General features: G+C 41.2%; 21 protein-coding genes. All 21 read left to right on the top strand.

The window, feature by feature from the left end:
* Positions 1–2 precede the first annotated feature (2 nt).
* The 21 genes from D081_RS05385 to D081_RS05285 all read left to right on the top strand — a co-directional run bounded on the left by D081_RS05385 (position 3) and on the right by D081_RS05285 (position 23,870).
* Positions 3–1,130, top strand: a complete 1,128-nt coding sequence (locus D081_RS05385; RefSeq protein ID WP_085023086.1) for a DegT/DnrJ/EryC1/StrS aminotransferase family protein — start codon at positions 3–5, stop codon at positions 1,128–1,130.
* Positions 1,114–2,589, top strand: a complete 1,476-nt coding sequence (locus tag D081_RS05380) for a glycosyltransferase family 1 protein (protein ID WP_085023085.1) — start codon at positions 1,114–1,116, stop codon at positions 2,587–2,589. Before D081_RS05385 ends, D081_RS05380 begins: the two co-directional genes overlap by 17 nt.
* A gap of 123 nt (positions 2,590–2,712) precedes the next feature.
* Positions 2,713–4,005 carry a class I SAM-dependent methyltransferase gene (locus tag D081_RS05375; protein WP_085023084.1) on the top strand — a complete coding sequence of 431 codons (1,293 nt, stop codon included), beginning with the start codon at positions 2,713–2,715 and terminating at the stop codon, positions 4,003–4,005.
* Positions 4,006–4,170: 165 nt separating this feature from the next.
* Positions 4,171–5,658, top strand: coding sequence for a hypothetical protein (locus tag D081_RS05370; protein ID WP_085023083.1), 1,488 nt, complete (start codon positions 4,171–4,173; stop codon positions 5,656–5,658).
* Positions 5,659–5,684: 26 nt separating this feature from the next.
* Positions 5,685–6,815: a dTDP-4-amino-4,6-dideoxygalactose transaminase gene (rffA, locus tag D081_RS05365; protein WP_085023082.1), complete on the top strand. Its 1,131-nt coding sequence runs from the start codon at positions 5,685–5,687 to the stop codon at positions 6,813–6,815.
* A 70-nt stretch (positions 6,816–6,885) separates the two neighbouring features.
* The gene (locus tag D081_RS05360; protein ID WP_085023081.1) at positions 6,886–7,644 is read left to right on the top strand and encodes a hypothetical protein; all 759 of its coding nucleotides are present in this window, start codon (positions 6,886–6,888) and stop codon (positions 7,642–7,644) included.
* Positions 7,645–7,666: 22 nt separating this feature from the next.
* Positions 7,667–8,722: a 3-oxoacyl-ACP synthase III family protein gene (locus D081_RS05355; RefSeq protein ID WP_085023080.1), complete on the top strand. Its 1,056-nt coding sequence runs from the start codon at positions 7,667–7,669 to the stop codon at positions 8,720–8,722.
* Positions 8,723–8,745: 23 nt separating this feature from the next.
* Positions 8,746–8,964, top strand: a complete 219-nt coding sequence (locus D081_RS05350; protein ID WP_085023079.1) for a hypothetical protein — start codon at positions 8,746–8,748, stop codon at positions 8,962–8,964.
* Positions 8,965–9,007: 43 nt separating this feature from the next.
* The gene (locus D081_RS05345; protein WP_158087559.1) at positions 9,008–9,667 is read left to right on the top strand and encodes an MBL fold metallo-hydrolase; all 660 of its coding nucleotides are present in this window, start codon (positions 9,008–9,010) and stop codon (positions 9,665–9,667) included.
* A 13-nt stretch (positions 9,668–9,680) separates the two neighbouring features.
* Positions 9,681–10,451, top strand: coding sequence for an SDR family NAD(P)-dependent oxidoreductase (locus D081_RS05340; protein ID WP_085023077.1), 771 nt, complete (start codon positions 9,681–9,683; stop codon positions 10,449–10,451).
* A 4-nt stretch (positions 10,452–10,455) separates the two neighbouring features.
* Entirely contained in the window at positions 10,456–11,508 is a 1,053-nt protein-coding gene (locus tag D081_RS05335; protein WP_085023076.1) for a ketoacyl-ACP synthase III, read from the top strand.
* Positions 11,509–11,532: 24 nt separating this feature from the next.
* Complete coding sequence (locus D081_RS05330; RefSeq protein ID WP_085023075.1) at positions 11,533–11,772, top strand: acyl carrier protein; 240 nt, start codon at positions 11,533–11,535, stop codon at positions 11,770–11,772.
* Between the two features lie 15 nt (positions 11,773–11,787).
* Positions 11,788–13,191: an AMP-binding protein gene (locus tag D081_RS05325; RefSeq protein ID WP_085023074.1), complete on the top strand. Its 1,404-nt coding sequence runs from the start codon at positions 11,788–11,790 to the stop codon at positions 13,189–13,191.
* Entirely contained in the window at positions 13,188–13,829 is a 642-nt protein-coding gene (locus D081_RS05320) for a GNAT family N-acetyltransferase (protein WP_143272133.1), read from the top strand. Before D081_RS05325 ends, D081_RS05320 begins: the two co-directional genes overlap by 4 nt.
* A gap of 4 nt (positions 13,830–13,833) precedes the next feature.
* Positions 13,834–14,913 carry an acyl-protein synthetase gene (locus D081_RS05315; protein WP_085023073.1) on the top strand — a complete coding sequence of 360 codons (1,080 nt, stop codon included), beginning with the start codon at positions 13,834–13,836 and terminating at the stop codon, positions 14,911–14,913.
* Complete coding sequence (locus D081_RS05310) at positions 14,903–16,093, top strand: acyl-CoA reductase (protein ID WP_085023072.1); 1,191 nt, start codon at positions 14,903–14,905, stop codon at positions 16,091–16,093. The genes D081_RS05315 and D081_RS05310 overlap by 11 nt, the downstream gene beginning before the upstream one ends.
* Positions 16,094–16,103: 10 nt before the next feature.
* Complete coding sequence (locus D081_RS05305) at positions 16,104–16,871, top strand: SDR family NAD(P)-dependent oxidoreductase (protein ID WP_198941958.1); 768 nt, start codon at positions 16,104–16,106, stop codon at positions 16,869–16,871.
* Positions 16,849–17,691, top strand: coding sequence for a transketolase (locus D081_RS05300; protein ID WP_198941957.1), 843 nt, complete (start codon positions 16,849–16,851; stop codon positions 17,689–17,691). Before D081_RS05305 ends, D081_RS05300 begins: the two co-directional genes overlap by 23 nt.
* Positions 17,691–18,662, top strand: a complete 972-nt coding sequence (locus D081_RS05295; protein ID WP_085023069.1) for a transketolase family protein — start codon at positions 17,691–17,693, stop codon at positions 18,660–18,662. Before D081_RS05300 ends, D081_RS05295 begins: the two co-directional genes overlap by 1 nt.
* 43 nt (positions 18,663–18,705) lie before the next feature.
* On the top strand, positions 18,706–21,009 hold the full coding sequence (locus tag D081_RS05290) for a hypothetical protein (RefSeq protein ID WP_085023068.1): 2,304 nt from the start codon (positions 18,706–18,708) through the stop codon (positions 21,007–21,009).
* 56 nt (positions 21,010–21,065) lie between these two features.
* On the top strand, positions 21,066–23,870 hold the full coding sequence (locus tag D081_RS05285) for a LicD family protein (RefSeq protein WP_085023067.1): 2,805 nt from the start codon (positions 21,066–21,068) through the stop codon (positions 23,868–23,870).
* Positions 23,871–23,873: the final 3 nt, after the last annotated feature.

Here is a 23,873-nt window from a genome sequence, read left to right as displayed (position 1 = left end):
GTATGAGAAGGGTATTTGTTAATGAACCGGTTTTAGATGGCAATGAGCGAAAATATATTAATGAATGTATAGATACAAATTGGATTTCATTTGAGGGACCATTTGTAAAGCGTTTTGAGCAAGGGATGGCAGAGCTTACTGATAGAAAGCATGCAGTAGCAGTATCCAACGGATCGGTAGCATTGGATACTGCTGTATTGGCCTTAAAAATTGGTGAGGGTGATGAGGTGATTATGCCAACCTTCACTATTATTTCCTGTGCAGCCCCTCTGGTAAGAGTGGGGGCAAAACCGGTACTTATAGATGCAGACCCATTAACCTTTAATATGAAGGTGGAAGACATTGAGGCTAAGATAACAGAAAAAACTAAGGCAATTATGGTGGTACATATTTATGGTTTGCCGGTAAATATGGATCCAGTGCTGGATATTGCAAAAAAACATAATTTGTATGTAATCGAAGATGCTGCGGAGATGCATGGTCAGACCTACAAGGGGCGTCCATGTGGCAGTTTTGGCGATATAAGCACATTCAGCTTTTATCCTAACAAGCACATTACCTGTGGCGAGGGTGGAATGGTGCTGACGAATGATGATAATTTGGCAGAAAGATGTGCTTTAGTTAGAAATCTTTTTTTTAGTCCTAAAAAGCGGTATGTTCATGAAGAGCTTGGTTACAATTTTCGTATGACTAATGTCCAAGCTGCTTTGGGGTGCGCTCAACTGGAAAAATTGAAAAGAACGGTTGAAAAAAAACACCACATCGGAGCGCTTTATAATAAGTTACTTAAAGATGTAGATGGTTTGCAGTTGCCAGTTACAAGTACAGATTATGCCGATAATATTTACTGGGTATACGGAATAGTGTTAGATGACAAAATTCCTGTGGATGCTGATGAAATGATGAAACGCCTTGGTGCAGAGGGAATTGGCTGTCGAGGCTTTTTCTGGGGAATGCACGAGCAACCGGTATTTAAGGGAATGCACCTGTTTGACGGAGAGGAGTATCCTGTGGCTTCCCGTTTAGCTCGTAGAGGTTTTTATATTCCAAGCGGTGTTAATTTGACTGACGATGACCAGGAGTATGTGGTGGAAAAACTGAAGGAGGTTCTTTATGAGTGTGACAAATAAAAAAAAGATAGGGGTGTATCTAAACCGTATGCCACAAGCAGGTGGTAGCTATCATTATATATTCTTTATTCTTGATGCTTTGCGTTGCCAAATAGGTAAAATGGATGTTATTGGATTTTGCCATGTTGATATATGGAAAGAGACGCTTATGAATCAATATCCTGATATTGAAGCAGTGCTGTTGTCTAAAGACGTGTATAATGCCATAGAGACAATGGATAGTTATAATTGTGATGCTATTATTTATCCTATGGATGGGGCAGATGCTAGTAGTAGTATGATGCTTAAAACACCAGTTATAAATGTAATACACGATATTATGTGCTATTATGATAAAAGTTTTGCGACTCATCGCGGTTATGATAATGAATATATGTATCAAATGTTTTGCAGACACTCAATAGGTGTTTTCACGGATTCTGATTTAGGTCGTGAGCAAATAATGCATGTATGTGGTCATTTATATCAGGACAAGATTTATGTGCTACCATTTAGACCATGTAAATACTTAGAGGAAGAAGAGCCTGAGGAACCTGTTGCTTTAAAAAATGAGAAGTTTTTTTTCTATCCAGCGAATTTTGGATACCACAAAAATCATTTGAATCTGCTTATGGCTATGGAACAACTTAGAGAAGAAGGAATAAAGGTTAATTTTCTATTCACAGGACAGGGACAGTCAGGAGCAGCTAAACAGATAAAGCGAGTCATCAAAGCGTTTGGATTAGAGGAACAAGTGGACATTACAGGTGGAATAAACAATTCACAGATGAAATATTTGTATAAGCATGCAAGAGCCATGGTTATGCCTACATATGATGGACCAACGAATATTCCGCCAGTGGAGAGCCTCTTTATGGGATGCCCAGTAGCTGTTTCAAATCTTTATGCTATGCCATGGCAAATAGGAGATGCCGGCTTAGTTTTTAATCCAGATTCTGTTGAAGATATTGTTGCAGTTTTGAAAAGGTTATGGCTTGATGATGATTTGTGTTGCGAGTTGCGTGAGCGTGGTTTTCAACGTATTAAGTCTCTCAGTGCCACAAGCTTTAATAAGCGTTTCGCTGAGGGGCTGTCATCAATGCTGAAATGGTCACAAAAGGTATGTCCAAATTTGAATGCTCTTTACCAATCCTGTCAAGGCAAAAAAGTTTATATTTATGGAGCAGGGCAATATGGATGCGCCGCATATGAATTTTTTTGTCATAAAAATGTTGATGTGGTGGGGTTCGTTGTTTCAGACGGGCATCGCAATACAGAATATTACCTTGGCCTACCAGTTTTTCTTGTAGAAGATATAAAGCCTGCTATGGCTTCTGCAATTACTGTGCTAGCCTTGCGAGATGAGCATCTTGATGAGGTACAGGAGGTCTTGCGCGGTAGTGGATTTGACGAGAGCATGGGATATGTGTTTGGCCATGAACATGCAATGGAATGGTTTAACTACAAAATGAATTCATAATCCCATGAGAAAGTGCATTATCACGTGGAGTGTAACTGGCTTTGTATCTTATTTTATGAATAATTCAGGTTTTAGCTATTTGATTGCTATTGGTGTGCATAAGAGAAAAGGAGTAGGTTCATAATGACAGAATGGATTAAGAAAGGATATTATGAAAAAGTTGGTTTTGAGGTTTATAAAAGTTTGCCGGATTATAGAACAAAGTATGATACTAATGTTTCAGCAACTCCATCGCAATTATGCTTTTTGATGGGACTTATCAAAAATTATATATTTAAAGATGGTACAAGAATTAACAGAGTTGTTGAGGTAGGAATTTACCGTGGGGTATCTGCTCTTTATATGCTGAAGGCGGGTACTATATTTAATTCGCAATATCATCAATATGATATTGAAGTAGAGAAAAGTGATTTTTATGGTGAGGTTGTAAAAAAAGAAGCAAGCAGCGATGAGCTTAAGCATTGGTCATTTATGAATGGTATGACAACTTTTGATATTGAAAATATTTTGTCTGAAAAAGAAAAAATAGATATGATTTTTATTGATGGAGCACATGCCCATCCTTATCCATTAATAGATTTAATTATGCTGTTACCGTACATGAGAAACGATGCTATAGTCTGTTTTCATGATGTGGAATTCTATAATCGTCCTGGCGAACTTGGTGGGGCATATATGTATTCGGGATGGCATGGAGAGAAATATTTAAATCAATGTGTAAAAAACAATGGTTTGGAACCGCATGGAGATGAATCACTTGGGGTGCTTCGACTTCCTAAAGATATGCATGATCTTTATGATAATCTTGTGGAGATTGCAGGACAGGATATTGTAGAATCATTCTTTGATTATAGATTAGAAAGTAAAGATAGTTTTGGTGGGCGTTTAGGCATATCGATTGAAGATTTATCCGTGCGTTTGCTTCCCTTTATGCGAAAGCATTATCCATTAAGCTTTGTAAAGCGTTTTTGGGAGGCATTAAGTGGAGAACTACGTTTGTATCAGAAACATTGGGTTTCTTTACAGCACATGAATCGATTAATGTATTCTTATTGGCAAGGTATTGATACATTGAAGAAACGAGTTGCTGAATTGGAATTACGGGTATTTCGTCATAGTATGGAAGAAAAAATTCCTAAAGGAGCAAAAGTTGCTGTTTTTGGTGCGGGAAGCATTGGCCGTCAAGTATACGCATCGTTATTAAATTGCAAGCATTGCGATGTTGTAGCTTGGGTCGACAATGCCTATGAACATTTTGGGGGTGAGATATCTGATCCGAATAAACTTATGAGTAAAAAAATTGATTACATATTGGTTGCGGTAGCCAAAGAACGGATGCGTGATGAGATTTTTATGCAATTAAAGCGCGTTGGTTATGACGAAGAAGTGATGATTTGGGTGCCAAATATAAGTTAATTTTGAATTATTCAACGCAGTTGAAACAGCAAAAACATCCACCGTGCTCAGGTTTGATAGGGCTTAGATGGTTTTGAATGTTGTTTTATGAATAATTCAGGATTATCATTATGGTGTTGTCAATGTCGTTTGCTCTTAAGAACTAGTTCGTGAGGAATGGGAGCTATGAAAAAATATATAATAATCACATATGATATTCATCCTGTAGGGGGAACACAGGCATATACTGCTGGTAAGGCACGATATCTGGAAAAATGCGGTTGGAATGTAATTGTGTTATTTGCTGGCAATAATAATGAGAAGTGCGATATTGCATATCTTAATAAATTTTTATTTGGTGGTAATATGGGACTGGGGCTACTTCCATATGATTTACAAGAGAAGGTATGTGATTACATTGTCGATGGAATATTAACCGACATAGGAATTGAAGGAAAAGAAGATTTGAACATCATTGAATCTCACTATGATGTGGCAGCTTTTTGGGGTGAGTTGTTAGCAGAAAAGTTAAAATGTAAACATTATATTTTTTGTTGTAATGAATACTATCGTAATAAAAATGGTTATAAAACTTATTATAAAGAGAATTTGGATTTTTTTTATTTTAAGTATTGCAGAAATGAATTAATTGCTTCTCGGGAAGCCACAAAAAGATTATTTAAAGGTTACAAAGGTGTTATTGATAGATTAATAGAATACCCAGAGTTTATAGTAGAACAAGATCCTGTGCAGGATGTGTTATTTGAAAATGTTGATTTGTTGCCTCGTAGTAAATGGAATATTTGTATTATCTCAAGAATGGATAAACCCTTTGTGAGAAAGGCACTTTTGGGGGTGAAAAATTTTGCTAGACTACATCCATCATACGATATTAATTTGATTTTCATAGGAGATGAAAATCCGATAAGAGAATATATAAATGATATTTTTTATGGTGCAGATAACGTTAAGATTATTTTTTGGGGTGTGCTGGTTCCTATTCCAAGAATCATATTTAAAAAAATTGATGTAATTATAGCAGTGGCTCAAACCGCAAGGCTTATATCTTACGAGGGTGTCTGTGTCATTACAGCAAATGTTTTGACAACAAAGGCATCTGGGGTTTTAGGGTATGACACACAAGACTCATGGTATGGCAGTGAGGTTAAAGGTAAAACATACGAAAATTTTTTGGAAGATGTATTAATATCGGATAAGTATAATAACAAAAGCTTTAATATGCCTGAACATAGGCCGGCGGAACATTATTATGAAAAGCAGTGGGATTATTTGAACTATTCGTCATTAAAGGAGGAATATTATACTGAAAGATTAAAAAAGTATAGACATAAAAATTGGATGGCCATTTTCCCATTTTGGAGAGTCAATCCGAATGAAAAGGTCATAATATACGGGGCAGGTAAGATTGGAGATGATTACATCTCACAAATCGAAGCAAGCAGTTATTGTGAGCTAGTCGCTGTGATCGACGGCCGACACGAAGATTTCGATATGACAGTTCTTTCGCCAGATATTGGCTTAAAGGATAAAGAATTTAATACTGTTATTATTGCTGTAAAGTCTAATGATTGTGCTGAACAAATGATAGCGCGTGTAAAAGAACTAACCGTCGGAAAAAAAATCATACATGATATAAAAATTTGTTCTACTTAACAAAAACCGAGAAGGGGATATGATATATGTCTATTCCATTTAATATTCCTCCATGTACAGGAGATGAAATAAAATACATACAGGAAGTCATCAACAACCGCAAGATTTCCGGTGATGGAGACTTTACCAAAAGATGCAGCAAGTGGATGGAAGCACGGTTTAATGCGCAAAAGATATTGCTGACTACAAGTGGGACCACAGCTTTGGATATGGCCCTGCTTCTTTGTGATTTACAGCCAGGAGATGAAGTTATTCTTCCCAGCTTTACTTTTTCTAGCACGGCAACAGCAGCTGTTTTAGCTGGAGCAAGGCTGGTTTTTGTCGATGTTCGTCCTGATACGATGAATATTGATGAAAAAAAAATTGAGGCTGCTCTAACGGACAAAACAAAAGCTATAATAGTAGTTCATTATGCAGGTGTTGCCTGTGAGATGGATACAATTTTAGATATTGCCAGACGGCATAATCTAAAAGTAATTGAAGATGCAGCACAGGGGATTATGAGCACATACAAAGGAAGGCCTTTGGGAACTATTGGAGATTTTGGATGCTTTTCCTTCCATGAGACAAAGAATTATTCTATGGGTGAAGGCGGAGCATTGGTAATTAATGATGATACTTATAATTTACGGGCAGAGATACTTAGAGAAAAAGGAACTAATCGTTCGGCTTTTTTCAGAGGTGAAGTGGATAAGTACACTTGGGTAGATTTTGGCGACAGCTATTTACCAAGCGAGCTAAATGCCGCATATCTTTGGGGGCAGCTGTTGCATGCCGAAGAGATATTGAAAAATCGAGTAGATTCATGGTCATTTTATAAAAATGAATTGCAATTTCTTGAGAATGCAGGAAAAGTTGAATTGCCATATGTCCCGACAGATTGTGAGCATAATGGGCATATGTTTTATTTGAAACTTGAAAATCTTAATGGAAGAACCAAATTTATCGATTATATGAGGAAACATGGAATATATTGCGTATTTCATTATGTGCCCCTGCACTCTGCGCCGGCGGGAAGAAAATATGGCAGATTCGCAGGGGAAGACATATATACCACAAAAGAAAGTGAAAGATTAGTTAGACTACCGTTGTATTATGGATTGACGGAACAAGATAGAGAAAAAGTTGTTTATAGGTTAAAATCATATTTTTCTTAGAGTTGGTCTATCTGTTTCAAATAATTGTAGGGATATCGTATCGTGATGAAATTGTGGTGGGTTATAAAGGATGGGATTTATGAAATGTGTTAATGCAACATGGGAGGAACGAAACTTAGGAGTAAAAACCATAGAAGTTTCGTTGGAAAAAAAAGATGCTTCATTGTCTGATGAGGATATTTGTGGACAAATAGAAGATTTTAGGAATAATTGTCAGGCAAAATATGTTGTTGTTAAGACAGATACAAAATACCCACGGATAAGTCAGTTACTTCAGAAGAATAAATATTTATTAATTGAATCACAAATAGGGTTAAAACTGACACGAGAAGATGCAAAAGAGAAATATGAATTGTATAAAGATGTGTTTCCGGGAATTAGTTATAGCAGAGTTGATAATAGCCAACTAGAATATGTTATGAGTGAAATTAACAAGGGGATTTTCACCACAGACCGGATTGCTTTGGATCCATTTTTTGGCGTAAATACTGCAAATAAAAGGTATGCTTTATGGGTTCAGGACGAAGTACGGCGTGGGGCAGATATTTTTTTTTCGTGTTACAATAATTATCCCATAGGCTTTTTTTTAGGCAAAGATTTGGGGAATGGGAATATAAAAGGTTTATTGGGGGGGATTTTTGTCGGTGAAAACACAAGAAATTATGGCGGATTGTATCTTTTTTCGTCCATTAAGTGTTTTTTGGATGGAACTGGAAAAGTTGACAGAACCATGGTATCCTCTAATAATGTACCAATATTGCAGTTGCATTTGATGTTCGGTAGAAAGGTTACTAATATATCGAATGTTTTTATCAGACATTTTGAGTGACAATGTCAGGAGGTATGGATAGTTGTTTGGTGTTATAGAAGATGTACGGATTGAAGCATTGGCGACATCACTATCAAAAAATCGTGTGCCAGTTGAAGAACGAGTGGGAGATTTAATAAAACCCAAACGCTTGGCAAGGGTGATAGCTGGTACTGGGGTTGAGAAATTGAGTATCGTTCAGCCAGGTATCAGTGCTTCGGATTTGTGCGTAGCTTCAGCAGAAAGAATATTTGATGAAGGAATAGTTAAGCGGGAAGATATTGGGGCAGTATTTTTTGTAACCCAACGGCCAGATTATCCGTTACCAGCCACCAGCTACAGCATACAGGATCGTTTGAGCTTGGGGACAGATGTACTGGCTTTTGATGTTAATTGTAGCTGTCCTGGATTTGTATATGGCATATATATTGCTGCTTCTATGCTGTCGAACCTTGGCAAGAAAGTTTTGTTATGCTGTGGAGATGTAACATCTAATCCAGATATCACCAACCCCAAAGATACGTCATTCCTTACTATTATGGGGGATGCTGCCAGTGTGGCAATATTGGGACGCACCCCAGAAAACTGTAAAAAGAAAATTTATTATAATATTGATAGTTATGGGGATAGGTTTAAGAAGCTTTATGAACCTCGTGGTGCAGCCAGAGAACGAAAGAGGACTACCGCAGATGGTGAGATGATTCTTGAGCCGGAAAATTATTCTATGATGGATGGTATGGCTATTACGGATTTTACTTTAAAAGAAGTGCCAGATAATATTACGGCATTGTTGAAATATGTAGATTTAAGTAAAGATGCTATGGACATAGCACTAGTACATCAGGCCAATGGTTTGATTGTCAATTCCTTGGCGGAAAAGCTGGGGATGTCATCTGAGGTAATGCCATTTAAGTGTGCCAACATAGGCAATACGGATATGGCGTCTATACCTACAGCTATGACGGAATTGAAAAAAGATGGGGCAGATTATACGAAATATCATACTGCATTACTTTCCGGTTTCGGTGCAGGACTTTCTGTTGCTTCCATGATAATGGATTTAAGTGATATTAATATATTGCCAACCAACGAAATTTAAATTGACTTAGGGGAGTTTTTACCATGAATGAACAGGAATTTATTGAAAAGTTAGTTGATGTAATGGATACGGAAGAAGAGCTTCAGATGGATACCGTTCTGGAGGAGGTTGAGGAGTGGGATTCTTTGAGCTATGTTTCCTTTTTAGCTTTGTGCTCCAAGGTGGCCAAGACTCATGTGGAGCCGCAAGAGGTGCGTGATGCTAAGGTTGTACGCGATTTGTATCAGCTTATTAATCGCTGATATATAGGAATAAAAAAACATGTGTGAATTTCACAGGTTTCCTATGAAATACGTGGCATCAAATATGTATCTCATGCTAGAAGGAGATATGGCATTACTTATTGATCCCAGCTGTTCTGATGAAGCTATGAACATATTAAAAGAAGCGGGAATTCGAGAATTAACAATCCTTCTGACTCATGAACATTTTGATCATGTATCTGGAGCAAATTGGTATAAAAAAGTTTTTAATGCGAGGGTGATATGTCAAAGGGAATGTGCTAAATATATTGCTGATTCCAGAAATAATATCCCATGGACATTTTTGGCTTTGATGTGCCCGGAGGCCAAGGGACACGAAAAGGAAGTAGAGGCCTTTTGTGATGCTTTGCCTACGGATGCCATTGAGGCAGATGTAGTTTTTGATGACAGCTATGATTTCCAGTGGGGGGAGCACAAGCTTCATTTATCTTCAAGGCCGGGGCATTCTGTGGGTAGTATGGTTATCGAGTTTGATGATAAATATTTGTTTTCTGGGGATTATTTGATTTTGGATTTGCCTGTATTGCTAAGGTTGCCAGGTGGCTCCAAAAAAGATTATAAAAAATATACTCTCCCATATTTGCTATCGGTGGGGGAGCAATTCGAAATCATGCCGGGACATGGGGAGCCATATTCGGCCCAAGGTTTGAAATATGAGAATGATATATTTACAAAATCTTAAGGATGGGTAAATAATGAAGGATGTAAAGTTTCAATTTGACAATAAGAATTTTGTGGTAGTTGGGGCCTCGTCTGGTATGGGGCGGCAAATTACATTGAATTTGGCCGAAGCTGGGGCCCATGTTTTGGCGGTTGCACGCAATGAGGAAAGACTGCAAGAAGTACAGAAGTCGTTCCCTGACCTGATTGAAGTACAATCTCTGGATGTGCTTGAGGCATGTCCGGAGGATTGGGACCGAGTTTTATGTGAATTTGTTGCAAATCATGGGAAAATTCATGGAGGGGTATATACTGCCGGTATTACTGGCATGACCGCCCTTAGAATGTATGACGATGATTTTGCTCATCGTATACTTGACACCAGTTTTTTCGGCATGACGCGGTTTATACAGGGCATGGCCAAGAAAAAGCATGCTTCAAAGGGCTCATCATATGTAGTCTTTGCCTCTACGGCTGCCCATTATGGTAATAGAGGACAGTTTGCATACTCTGGTGCTAAAGGGGCGGTGTGTTCTGCTGTTCGTTCCTTGGCGAAGGAGCTGTATCGCGACCAGCATCGTATTAATAGTATAAGCCCTGGTTGGGTGGAAACGGACATGTCACTAAAATCACGTGATGAAATTGGTGCCGATAGGGTTAAGGAAATATATGATTCCTACCCTCTTGGCGTTGGTAAACCAGAGGATGTGAGCCCTATGGTGTTGTTCCTGTTGAGTGATGCAGCACGGTGGATTACTGGAACCGATATTGTGGTTGATGGCGGCAGCTTGGCGGGGATGAATTGATATTATGAAGGTAAAATTATCAAACATAAAAATCTCCTATATAGCATCTGGTCTACCACAACAGATTATCAATATTTCCGATTATGAAAAATACTTCAACGAAAAGGAAGTAAAACGCATAAAAAAGTCCACTGGTGTGGAGTCGGTTCATGTTGCAGATGAGTCCATGTGTACCTCTGATTATGGAATGATATTGGCGAAGCATTTGATGCAGCAAAGTGGCCTTACAGGCGATGACTTCGATGGGATTGTTTTTATTTCTCAGACCCCAGACTATCGGGTGCCAGCCACCAGTGTAATATTGCAGGATAGGTTGGGACTGCCCCAGTCTGCTGTGGCCTTTGATATTAATTATGGTTGTTCCGGCTATGTTTATGGTCTGTATCAGGCAGCACTGTTGGTATCATCTGGCAGCTGCCGGAGGGTATTGGTTTTCACTGGCGATACCCAGCTTCGGATGATTCACAAGCAGGACCGGGGCAACCGTATGGTATTGGGGGATGGCTTTGCGGTCACCGTGGTAGAGCGGGGAGAGCAGACCATGTGCTTCAATATTCATTCAGATGGCAGTGGTTACCAGTACATATTTATGGAGGCCGGTGGCTGGCGATTACCTAAGTCGGTGGAAACCGCTCAACCTGTTATGGACAAGAATGGACATCCTCGCTGGCCGGAGTACACCTATATGGATGGTCTGGAGATTATGAACTTTGCCCTTAGTAAGGTACCGTCAATGGTGAAGGAAACTTTGGAGTATGCTGAATGGAAACTAGATGATGTGGGGACATTTGCCATGCATCAGGCCAATCAGCTGATTTTAGAGTTTTTGGCCAAACGGATTGGTGTATCATTGGATAGAATGCCCATAGAGCTGAAGCATATGGGGAATACCGTTTCTGCGTCAGTGCCACTTATGTTGTCAAAAACTCACAAAGAATTGGCGGAGAGAAATGGCCTTTCCAAGGTACTGATTTGCGGCTTTGGTGTGGGACTTTCCTGGGGGGCTTTGACAGCGGATTTGTCTGATACAGTGATTTATGATACATGGGAGCTTTAGGCTTCTGGTTTTGGAGGTATATATATGACTAATATGGAAAAGTATAAGGAAGCTTTTAAAGAGGCTTTGGAAATAGACGACAGCGCATTGACTGATGAACTTGCTTTTGACAGCATTCCTGAATGGGATTCTGTGGGACATATGCGGTTGATGGCTTCCATAGAGGATGCCTTTGACATCATGTTTGAGACGGAAGATATTATGGATTTTGGTACCTTTGGCAAGGGCAAGGAAATTTTGCAGAAATATGATGTAGAGCTTTGATTGAGGCTACGTAAAATGATTTTTGACCAGTTGGAAAAATTCGGTGATACAACGGCACTGATTGAAGAGTCGGGCAAGGCGTGGTCCTTTAATCAGTTGGTGGCAGAAGCGGATAATATTGCCAGCCTTATGGAAAAGCGCAGTCTAGCGTTTTTGTTGTGCCGTAATTGTGTATCGGCGGTTACGGCTTATGTTGGGGCTCTGCGACATGGTATGGTTCCTTTGTTGCTTAATGGGGAAATACAGGATGAGCTTTTGGAACATTTGCTGAAAGCATATCATCCAAAGTATTTGTGGATGGAAGTTGGGCGCAAAGCCAGTATTGGCAAAGTATTGTATTCAGATGGGAATTATCAGCTGTGGGATACTGGGGAAGAAAAGTATCCTATTAACGATGATTTGGCGGTTTTGCTGTCAACCTCTGGCAGCACTGGCAGTCCGAAGCTTGTCCGTCAGTCTTATAAGAATATAATGGCCAATACCTTGTCTATTGCGAAGTATCTGTCTTTGACATCTGATGACAGGGCCATTACTACCATGCCCATGTATTACACCTATGGTCTTTCGATCATCCAGACGCAGCTGTTTGCTGGGGGCAGTATAGTGCTTACTGAGGCTTCAATGTTTGCCCGAGTTTTTTGGGAGCTTTTAAAGAAGTATGAAGTTACCAATTTCGGCGGGGTACCTTATACATATGAGATGCTCAAACGGATGCGGTTTGGGCGCATGGATTTGCCATCATTGCGTTTTATTACCCAGGCGGGAGGCAAGTTGGCGGCTGATATTTCTGCTGAGTTTGCCAAAGTGTGCGATGATAAGGGGATAAAATTCATTACTATGTATGGTGCCTGTGAAGCTACAGCCCGAATGGCTTATCTTCCATGGGAATATGCCCAGGATAAAGCCGGAAGTATAGGGATAGCTATACCAGAGGGGCGGCTGGCCTTGATGGATGATAGAGGGGCAGAGATAACGGCTTCGGATATTGATGGCGAACTCATTTATTACGGAGATAATGTGACCCTTGGTTATACGGAGTGTCAGGATGACCTTAGCAAAGGTGATGAGAATCATGGAGTGCTTCATACCGGGGATATTGCCCGCCGGGATGGTGATGGCTTTTATTACATTACTGGTCGAAAGAAGCGGTTCCTTAAATTGTTTGGTAATCGTGTAAGTTTGGATGCGGTGGAGGCATATCTCAAAAGTCAGGGGTATCTTTCCTGTGCCTGTGCCGGAGCAGATGATAAACTAGTGGTTTACACCACGGAGGATATAAATACCAAGGAATTGTGCCTGCGTTTGGGGGAATTTACCCACTTGCACAGTTCGGCCTTTGCCGTTGTAAAGGTGGAAGAAATACCCCGTAATTCATCGGGGAAGATATTGTATGAAAGTTTGAAGGGGCTGGGCATGTGAAGTACCAAATGGCGGCTAAAGAACTGCATAATATAGAGGAATGGGCGGCTTTCCAGGTGAAACCGTCCAAATTTGTAGTCGATTCGGATGCAAGGGAAATAGCGGAATTGTTGCGAAAAGAAGGCTATTTTATGGTTGATCGCACCATAAAGGCTACCATTCCTATAAAAAAAGACAGGGATTTTTCCAGGTTGTGTAGAATACCTTTAGAGAGGATAAATAAGCTGGAAAATCGCATTTATGAGATAGCGAAGCAGGCTTTTTTGCCTGATTCGCGTTTTTTTGATAGGACTAATACATCTGACGATGAGAAAAGAGGCTCCATATGCGCATATGTGGATGAGATGAAGTCCTTTTATATTTGCCGCTTTAGGGGAGAAATCGCCGGTTTTTTGGAGGTCCTGCCCGATGTGGAAAATCAGAATCAAGCTATTATCCGCTTGGCGGCGGTGGACGAAAAATATCGGGTGGCTGGAGTTGCGACTTCCCTATATGCAGGTGCAGTGGAGAAGTGCCGGGAGCAGGGAATAAAGAAACTTTGGGGACGTATTTCCAGCCGCAACATGTCAGTAATGAATTTATATGCATCTCTTGGGGCGGCTTTTTCCCAGCCTTTGGATGTGTATGTTAGGAGATGAGGATATGCTGGACAGTCATGTACCATATCTTAAATATGAGCCTTATTCCATGAAGGCAAAGGAAAAAAGCCAGTTTATGGTTAAGTGCCTGAAAGAACTGACAGCCCACCATATAAATAATTGTTCGGAGTATGCCCGTATTTTGCAGGCATTGGGCTATAATGCCGAGGGGATTGAGGAATTGGCAGATTTTCCCTTTATATCAGTACAGCTTTTTAAAGAATTTGAGCTTCTGAGCGTGCCACGGGAGTCAGTTGTAAAGACCATGAAATCCTCCGGTACAACTGGACAGACCAGATCACAGGTGTTTTTGGATAGGGCTACTGCCATGGCCCAATCGAAATGTTTGGCGAATATAATGGCTTCTTATATTGGCAAGAAACGCCTTCCCATGATAATCCTTGACACGGAATTAGCCAAGAAGGATCCACGGATGTTTTCGGCCCGTGGAGCAGGGATTATTGGCTTTTCCATGTTTGGCAGGGATGTTTTTTTTGCCTTGGATGATAATATGCAATTACGTGAGGCGGAGTTGAAGGATTATCTAGCCAAGCACCAGGGGGAACGGATTATTTTATTTGGCTATACGTATATGATTTGGCAATATGTAGTAAAGACTTTGCGGTCCGGTGGCAAATCATTGGAAATCCCTGATGGAGTTTTGTTCCATATTGGAGGTTGGAAAAAGCTTCAGGCTGAGCGGGTAAGTACAAAAGCTTATAATGAAGCTGTACGGAGTGTGTGCGGTAATGTGCATATCCATAACTATTACGGTATGGCCGAGCAGCTGGGCTCGGTTTTTGTGGAGTGTGAAGAAGGCCATATGCACTGTTCAGTTTTTTCAGATATTTTGATTCGTAATCCCCGGGATTTTAGCAGTTGTAAAATCGGCGAGGAGGGATTGGTAGAACTGTTGTCGATACTGCCTTCCAGCTACCCGGGGCATATTCTTTTGACCGAAGACTGGGGAAAAATATTGGGTGAGGATGATTGCCCGTGCGGCCGAAAGGGAAAATACTTTGAACTTTTGGGGCGAATAAGCAAAGCGGAAATCAGGGGGTGCAGTGATACCTATGGGCAGTGAGTTGATCTATTTGGCAGGAGAGGAAATTCATGAAGTTAAGCCATTGCCACCATATAGTGATATAGTGTGCCGCTTTTTGGATGATTTTTCCGCGGAAATTTTACATGATGGGGATTGCAAGGCTTATCCGGATATTGTTGCCGTGGGCTTTTGGACCCGTAAAGGAAATATTAAGCGGCTTAAATCCAGCTTGGGTCAGGAAACTTTGCGCATAGGCCGTGGATTGGCTTTTCACATAACACCATCCAATATTCCGGTGCAGTTTATATTTTCCTATATGTTTGGGTTATTGGCTGGGAATGCCAATATTGTGCGGGTAGCCAGCAAGGATTATCCCCAGATAAAGCTGCTGTGTGCTGTGTTGGATCGGATACTTGCAAGGGAGGAATATCAGGTTATTCGCTCAATGACGGCTATTGTGCGTTATCCCAGGGAGAGTATATGGACAAAGGAATTTTCGTCCCAGTGCCAGGTTCGACTGATTTGGGGTGGAGATGAGACCATTCGTAATATCAGAGAATATCCCTTGCCACCCCGGGCGGTGGAATTAACCTTTGCTGATCGTTATTCTGTGGCCCTGTTGAACGCTGATGCTGTTGCAGACGCTGAAGAACAGATTGTGCAGCGCCTGGCCCAGGACTTTTATAATGATACTTTTTTGATGGATCAGAATGCCTGCTCGTCACCTCAACTGATATTGTGGCAGGGGGATGAGAAAAAACTCGAAGGTGGCAAGGAACGTTTTTGGCTGGCGGTAAAAAAGCTGGCTGAAGGTCGATATGATTTTCCACCTATTAAAGCTACCAGCAAGTATTCACTGTTTTGCAGCAATGCAGTAAGATTTGAACAGACTGGCAATCTTGTGTCCGAAGATAATTTGCTCTATCGTGTGCCTCTAAAAAATATTTCTTATGATTTGACAGAACTTAGGGGAAGCTTTGGCCTGTTTTATGAGTATGATGTGAAAGATTTAAAAGAATTGGGTCCTATAATGAAGGGAAAAATGCAAACTGTGACTTATTATGGTATTGATCCTAAAGCTTTGGCCAGTATGGTGTTGGAGAATGGTTGGCTGGGGATTGATCGTTTGGTGCCAATCGGCAAGGCCTTGGACTTGGATGTTATTTGGGATGGCTACAATATTGTTGAAGAGATGACGAGAATAGTGGATGTGAGGTGAGGGAACCGTGTTGCTAAAAGGGAAAAATGCTGTTATAACCGGTTGCAGCCGTGGTATTGGCAAGGCCATTTTGACGGCCTTTGCCCAAAATGGGGCTAATGTATTTGCCTGTGTACGAAATTTGACTGAAACACTGGCGCAAGAGTTTGAGTCTCTTGCCAATGAGTATTCGGTGGAAATTAGACCTGTTGTGTTTGATATTTGCGATGAGGCTGGGGTAAAAAAGGCTGTGACTGACATCCGTAAAGCCCATTGTCCTATTGATGTTCTGGTCAATAATGCCGGAGCTCTTTCAGAAAATACATTGTTTCAGATGACTCCCATTGATAATATGAGAAATCTCTTTGAAGTTAATTTTTTTGCTCAGATGCGGCTGGTGCAGTATGTTTCCCGCTTAATGCAGAGAAATGAACACGGGGGCAGTATTGTGCAGATAGCATCAATGTCTGGATTGGATGGTGCGCCAGGACAGCTGGAATATGTCAGCAGCAAGGCCGCCATGGTGGGAGCAACCAAAACTTTGGCAAGAGAATTTGGCAATAATGGTATTAGGGTAAATGCCATTGCTCCGGGGATCATTGAAACAGAGATGGGAAAGGCTATGGATGAATCTTTGGGCAAGGATCTAATTGCTCATTCGGCTTTGGCCCGGTGGGGCAAGCCGGAAGAGGTGGCCAATACGGTAGTTTTTTTGGCTTCGGATATGTCCAGCTATATTACCGGCCAAGTAATTCGTGTGGATGGGGGGATTAAGATTGGCAATCGTAAATTTGGATAAAATCAACTCCCTTGCGGAAAAAATGCGCATTGAGACAATAAAGACAGGATATAGTGCTGGACGAAAAGGGGCTCACTTTGGTGGGGCACTTTCCTGTATTGAGCTTCTGGCCTGCTTATATGGTGGAATTATGGACAAAGATGCCAATAATCCAGCCAAGGAGCAAAGAGATGTGTTTCTCTTAAGCAAGGGGCATGCGGCTGTGTCATTTTATGTGGCTTTGGCCTGTGCCGGATACTTTCCAATGGAAGATTTACGGGGATTCGAGGCTGATGGTTCTGAACTACCGGGACATCCTGTAATGAATGATGCTAGAGGAATTGAGCTTTCCACTGGCAGCCTGGGGATGGGAATAGGAACTGGTATTGGCATTGCTTTGGGGTATCGCCGAAAGGGTTATGATAACCATGTTTTTGTCCTGATGGGCGATGGTGAATGTGATGAAGGGTCTGTATGGGAAGGGGCTATGGCGGCCGCGTCCTTTGGACTGGATTCCTTGATTGTTATTGTGGATAAAAATTCCATTCAGAGTGATGGCACGACCAAGGATATTATGGATTTGTTGGATTTAGGGGATAAATTTTGCAGCTTTGGCTTTGATGTACGGGAAATTGATGGTCATGATACAGAAAAAATTTGCGAAACCTTTTCTGAGATTATGGCATTGAAAAATGGCAGGCCTAAGGCTGTGATAGCAAATACTATAAAGGGAAAAGGTATCAGCTTTATGGAAAATAAGCCGGAGTGGCATCATAGTGCTCTTTCGGAAAAGCAATACAAGGAAGCTATGCAGGAGCTGGGACAGGAGGTGTCCGAGTGATGGTTGATCGGAAAATATTACGCACCTATTCCATGTTGGGGCCCCAAGGGTCCTTTTTTGCCCGCCTGGCTGAACTGGCAGCTGAAAGGGATGATTTTGCCGTATTGGCCGCTGATTTGGCTCAATCCAGCGGTATAGGCAAGTTTATGCGGGAATGTCCAAATCAGTTTTATAATGTTGGTATTGCTGAGCAAAATATGGTGAACATAGCCGCAGGACTTGCTAAAACAGGTTTCAAAACATTTGCCGCTACATTTGCCAATTTCATTACCATGCGCAGCTGTGAGCAGGTGCGGGTAAACATGGGCTATATGAAATTGCCGGTGAAGCTGGTGGGAGCTCGGGCCGGTATTGTAAATGGGCATCTTGGCAACTCCCACTTCTGTTTTGAAGATATAGCCCTGATGCGGGTTATACCAAATCTGGTTGTAGTATCACCAGTCGATGCCTTTGAGGCAGTGAAGGTGGCCGAGGCCGCAGCTGAATCGGACCAGCCTATGTATATCCGTTTAACCGGCAAGGTGAATACACCGATGATATATAAAGAAGACTATGATTTTCAGTTGGGGAAGGCAGTTAATTTAAAAGAAGGAACGGATATAGTTATTTTTACTACTGGCACTATTGCCGCTAATGGACTGAAGGCGGCCAAGCTTTTGGACGAGGTGGGAATAAGCACCGCAGTGGTAAATATACATACTATTAAGCCACTGGATGGTGAAGTGCTGGAAGCCTATGCAAAGACTACCAAGCTGTGGGTTTCATTGGAGGAGCATAATATTGTAGGTGGACTGGGCAGCGCTATTGCTGAATATAAGGCAGCATTGAAACAGTCTCCACCACAGATATTCCTGGGGCTGCCGGATGCCTATGGAAAAGCTGGAGAGTATGAGTGGATGCTGGAAGAAAATGGTCTTTCGGCGCAGAAGATTTTTGAGAGAATAAAGGATTACTTCAATCAACTGGGATGAGAATTTCTTGGGATGGAGTAAATCACGAGGCAGGGTGTACTATATGCTATACAGTTTTGATATTTTTGATACATTGATTACCAGGCGAACCGCAACACCAGCGGGTATATTTGCCATTATGCAGCATCGTTTGCAAAATGAGGAAAAATATCATGGCATATCTGCCGAAATCCGCAACAGGTTTTATGATTTGCGGGTTGGGGCGGAGTCCTTGGCACGCAATTATCGCAGCGGTGTCAATGTTGAGGAAGTGACCCTGCCGGAAATATACAAGGCCATGGCCACCACCGGTGAGTTTAATGAGATTGCTATAGAACAATTAATGGCCCTGGAAAAGGAAATTGAGCTACAGAATGTAGTTGGCGTTGAGGAAAATATTGCCAATATAAAGAAACTGGTGGAAGAAGGCAATAGGGTTATCCTTATAGCCGACACGTATTTAGATGAGGCTATAGTTCGGAATATGCTGAATAATGCTGACAGCGTTTTTGCTGATATTCCCATATATGTTTCTTCGATTTGGCGGAAATGCAAGAGTTCTGGCAGCTTATACGAGCTGATCAGGAGAAAAGAGCAGGTTGCATATAGTGAATGGCGGCATGTGGGGGATGAGGAGTCAGCAGATGTAAAGGTGCCTGAATGGCTTGGGATTCAGGCCAAACAGTACCATTTTTCGGCCTTATGGGGAGTAGAAAAACGGTATTTAGAGCAAGCGGCGTATGATTCAGCTGCCCAGTTGGCAATCGGTACGGCCAAAAATCTTCGCTTGAAGCACAAAGATTGGAGTAATCCGTCTGTTGTGGGAGTATCTGTAGGTGGAGCCATACTTTTTCCTTATGTAAATTGGGTGATTAGGCGAAGTCAGGAAATGGGTGTGCATAGGTTATATTTTATCGCCAGAGATGGATTTGTTCTGAAGCAAATTGCAGATGAAATAATAAAAAAATGGGATTTACCTATTGAAACTCATTATGTTTATGGTTCACGCCGTACCTGGCGTATGGCTGGTTATGATGGAAGTGAAGCACAGCTAAAGAGGCTGTTGAATATAACCAGACCATGGGTTGCTTCCAAGGCCAGAAAAATTGCCGATATAGCTGATGTCCTGGAAATATCGATAGATAAAATGAAACCGTTTCTTCCCGAGCATTGGCCGGATACGGAGCACTTGCTGTATACGGAGACATTTAACTGGTTAGGACTTTATTTAGCTCAGCAGTCTGAGTTTCGTGAATTCCTGAAAAAGCAGCATAGTGAGAAACGCAAGCTGGCTCTGGACTATCTTTGCCAGGAGATTGGTTTTGCCAAGGATGATTTTGCCTTTGTGGAATTGGTAGGGACTGGTTTCACCTCTGAATGTATGGTGGATATTATTCATGATACATACGAAAAACCAGTCAAGATTTTCTATTATAATTTGTTTGGTGATGGTATAGAGGGCAAGGCCCAATATTATAATTTTCAGCCCAAGATATTGTCCCATAGTATGTTGTTAGAGCTGCTTTGTCGGGCTCTGCATGGGCAGACTGTTGCTTACAGTGGGGAAATTGAACGGATTATTCCTGTAACAGTTAATGACCAAAAAGAGAAGGATATATTAACTAATTATGGGTACGATAAGTATTTATCTGCTGTGGGTGAGTTTTCCAAATCATATATGGATTGTTATAGCCAGTATAGTTTGGTACCGTCGGCCAAGATGTCATATTTTTATCTAGATGATGTAGGTGAAACACCTGATAAAAATGTGCTGGATTTTTTTGCTGATATGCCATTTGAAGATACCGGGTATTCAGATAAAATTAAAAAATTTGCTCCTATATTGACGGATAAGGATATAAGAAATCTATTTCTTTTAAACCCAGATTATTCGCAATACAAGGGCTCTGATATACACTATTCCTTATTGCGTTGCGATACCTGGGAGAATAACAAGATAGCATGGTACCAAAGAAATCGTGGAAAAATCATAAAAAGGTATAAGCAGATTTGGGGAAAAGACCTACTGCCGCCAGAGGATATTTATGCCGCTTTTCGGGGGTTCCCATTCAGAGCTGTCGGTGAAAAATATGTAATATATGGTGCAGGTGTACTGGGACACAGAATTTATAGTGCAGCTACAAAAATGGGGTGTGAGATTGTAGGCTGGCTGGATAAAAACTATAAGCAGTTTAGGGAAGAAGGCCAGCCAGTTACGGGAACTATTGATAACTTGACAGAGTATCACTTTGATGTGGTATGGATTGCTGTGTATAATCCATGGATAGCTGGTGAAGTCAAAGACGAAATGCTAAAAATTGGTATCTCTGAGGATAAGATAATGTATTTTGGAAAATGGAGATTATAACTTTTAGGGATACGTAACTATGAAAGATAATCTGCAATGTTAAAGAGGACAGAAATATGGATTGTGTGGATAAGGATATATTGGAGTATATAAAAGACGAAAACTATGGTGACTATGATTCTGTTCTGGAACGGGATCATCGTTTTGAGGTTTTCGAGCAACTGGCAGATTATCGTCAAGGCTTATTAGGATGGTATGATTTTTCTTCTGAAGGTAAGCTTTTGGAATTGGGAGCAGAGTTCGGTGCTTTGACGGAGCTTTTTTGCAGGAAATGTCAGAAAGTCGTAGCAGTAGAGGAAAGTTATGTTAGGGCCGAGGGAATAAGGCTTCGTTGCAAAGGTACCACAGGACTTACTGTGGTGGAAAAAGATTGGCGGGAATATATACGGGAGCTGGATGAGAAATATGACTATATAGTGCTTGCCGGTGGTTTAGAGCAGGTAGAGCAGGATTTCGTATTATCTGGTGGCAAGCTTTCTGGTCCTAGTGCTGTAATAAAGCTTTTATTGCAACATTTAAATCCTGAAGGCAAGCTGTTTATAGCAGTGGATAACAGGTTGGGCCTTAGGTATTTTTGTGGCGAAAAAGATAGAAATGCTGATCGGCCATTTGCTGGTATCAATCGTATTTGGCAGAGAAGTGGAAGACAGTCTTTTTCGAGACAGGAACTACTGGAGCTGGCCGAAGATGCCGGAGTGTCTGGCATAAAGTGTTATTATCCATTGCCAGACTGGCATTTACCCCAGCTTATATATACGGATGAACACTTGCCGGAGGACAATCTCAATGAACGGCTTATGGTTTATCACCTGGATAACAGTACACTTGTGGTAGATGAAAGCAAGCTGTACAGTGATATTGTAAAAGGTGAAGTCTTTCCTTTCTTTGCCAATTCGTTTTTGTTGGAACTGGCTAATGAGAGGGACGCACTTTCAAAGATTGTTTATGCTGCGCTTTCTACCGATAGGGGAAGGGACAAGGCCTTTGCCACGGTTCTGTATTCTGATGGTAAAGCAGCAAAGAAGCCCCTTTTTCCTCAGGGGGAGCCATATGCTCAGAGCTTAATTGAAAAAACTACTTATCTAAAGGAACGTGGGATACCCGTATTATCTGGGAAATGGCAAAATGGGCAGATAGAAATGCAGCGAATAAGTGCGCCTATGTTGTCGATTTTTCTTAAGGATGTTGTACGGAGCAAATCGGAACTATTTCTCAGAATTTTTGATGATTTGTGGCAGTATATACTGCAATCATCAGATACCGTGAACATAGAAGAATGTGCCATGGTTGCTTGTAAGGAATTACCGGCTGAACCATGGGAGCCTATCCTCGAAAAAGCCAGCTTGGAATTAATACCCCTAAATTCTTTTTATGGGGAAAATGGTATTCTGTTTTTTGATCAGGAGTATGTACGGGAAAATTATCCGGCCAAGTATGTTATTTTTAGGGCTATTCACTACACATATGCATTTACGCCAGAAAGTGAAGAGTATATTCCTCGCCGTGAATTGATGAATCGGTATAGCATCACTGATAAGATGTGGCAGGCGTTTGTTGAAGAGGAAAACAAAGTTTTTTTGCCAGAGGTGCGTCAGCATAATATTTATAAGCATTTTTATAGATGGATGCAGGTGGATGCCGCGCAGATGCGACGCAATAGCTTAATTTTGGGATTGGATGAAGAATATAGCCCCGAGTATATTGTTTCGGACAAGATGAAGAAAATATGGCAGGTACAGTATGGAATTTTAGGGGCATTTCAAGAGTTCTGCCAGGCGCATGGACTAACCTATTACGTGTTCTTTGGAACATTGTTGGGGGCTGTGCGCCATGGTGGGTTTATTCCTTGGGATGACGATGTGGATGTGGTAATGCCTCGCGAGGATTATGATAGGCTTTTGGAATTGGGGCATGCTTTCCCAGCACCTTATTTCCTCCAGACTATGGAGAATGATCCTGACACCTTTTATGGGGGCTATGTCCGGCTCAGAAATGATGATACCACAGGCATAGGACGGGATGATTTTGGCCATGACGGCCATCTGGGCATTTGGATGGATATTATGCCTTTGGATTATTGTTCTTCTGACAGGAAAAAGGTCAAGAAGAAGGCAGGGCGTATACATTTATGGCAAAGTCTGCTTTATGCCAAGATTTATGGTGAATCACGTCAATACATCCCTTATGGGCTGCGGACATTGCATTCATTAGCTGCTAAAATTATGCCGCACAGTTGGCTATGCAGAAGACTGCAGGCAGTGTTGCATAGTGATTTGAAAGATGGTTCGAATTATTTGGCGATTTTTACCAACGGTACTACGCCGGGAATATTTGAAAAAGATTTTTTTGGTGAAGGCTTAAAGCTGACTTTTGGTTCATTGTTGGTAAGAGCTCCAAAAGAATATGAAAAATGCCTGCAGCTGACAGCAGGTCGTGATTTTATGAAGTTACCACCTATGTCCAAGCGTAAACCTCATCACCTTGGTATTTTTAATCCTGAGGTGTCTTATGTACGCTATCGGGATATTTTCTGGAAGCTTTTTGATGGCGCAGAAGGAAAGACTGTGGTGCTTTTTGGTGGTGGCTTTATGTTTGAGGATTACATGAAGAAGTATGGAAGGGCGTATCCTCCTGCTTTTATTGTGGACAATGATGAAAAGAAGTGGGGAACTACCCGCAAGGGTGTTGAAATCATTGAGCCCGAGAAACTTTTGGATATGCCAGAAAGTCAACGTCACTTAATCATATGTAGTATTCACTATAAGGCTATTTCGGAGCAACTTGAAAAAATGGGTATTAAGAAATACAAGGTTTATGTACAGGAACGGGAATGGATTTTGGAGGATGAGCAGGGGAGGTGAGCA

Source organism: Anaerovibrio sp. JC8 (assembly GCF_002100115.1).
Taxonomy (GTDB): domain Bacteria; phylum Bacillota; class Negativicutes; order Selenomonadales; family Selenomonadaceae; genus Anaerovibrio.
The sequence above is the reverse complement of the archived record's forward strand: the minus strand, read 5'-3'. Positions and strand labels throughout refer to the sequence as shown.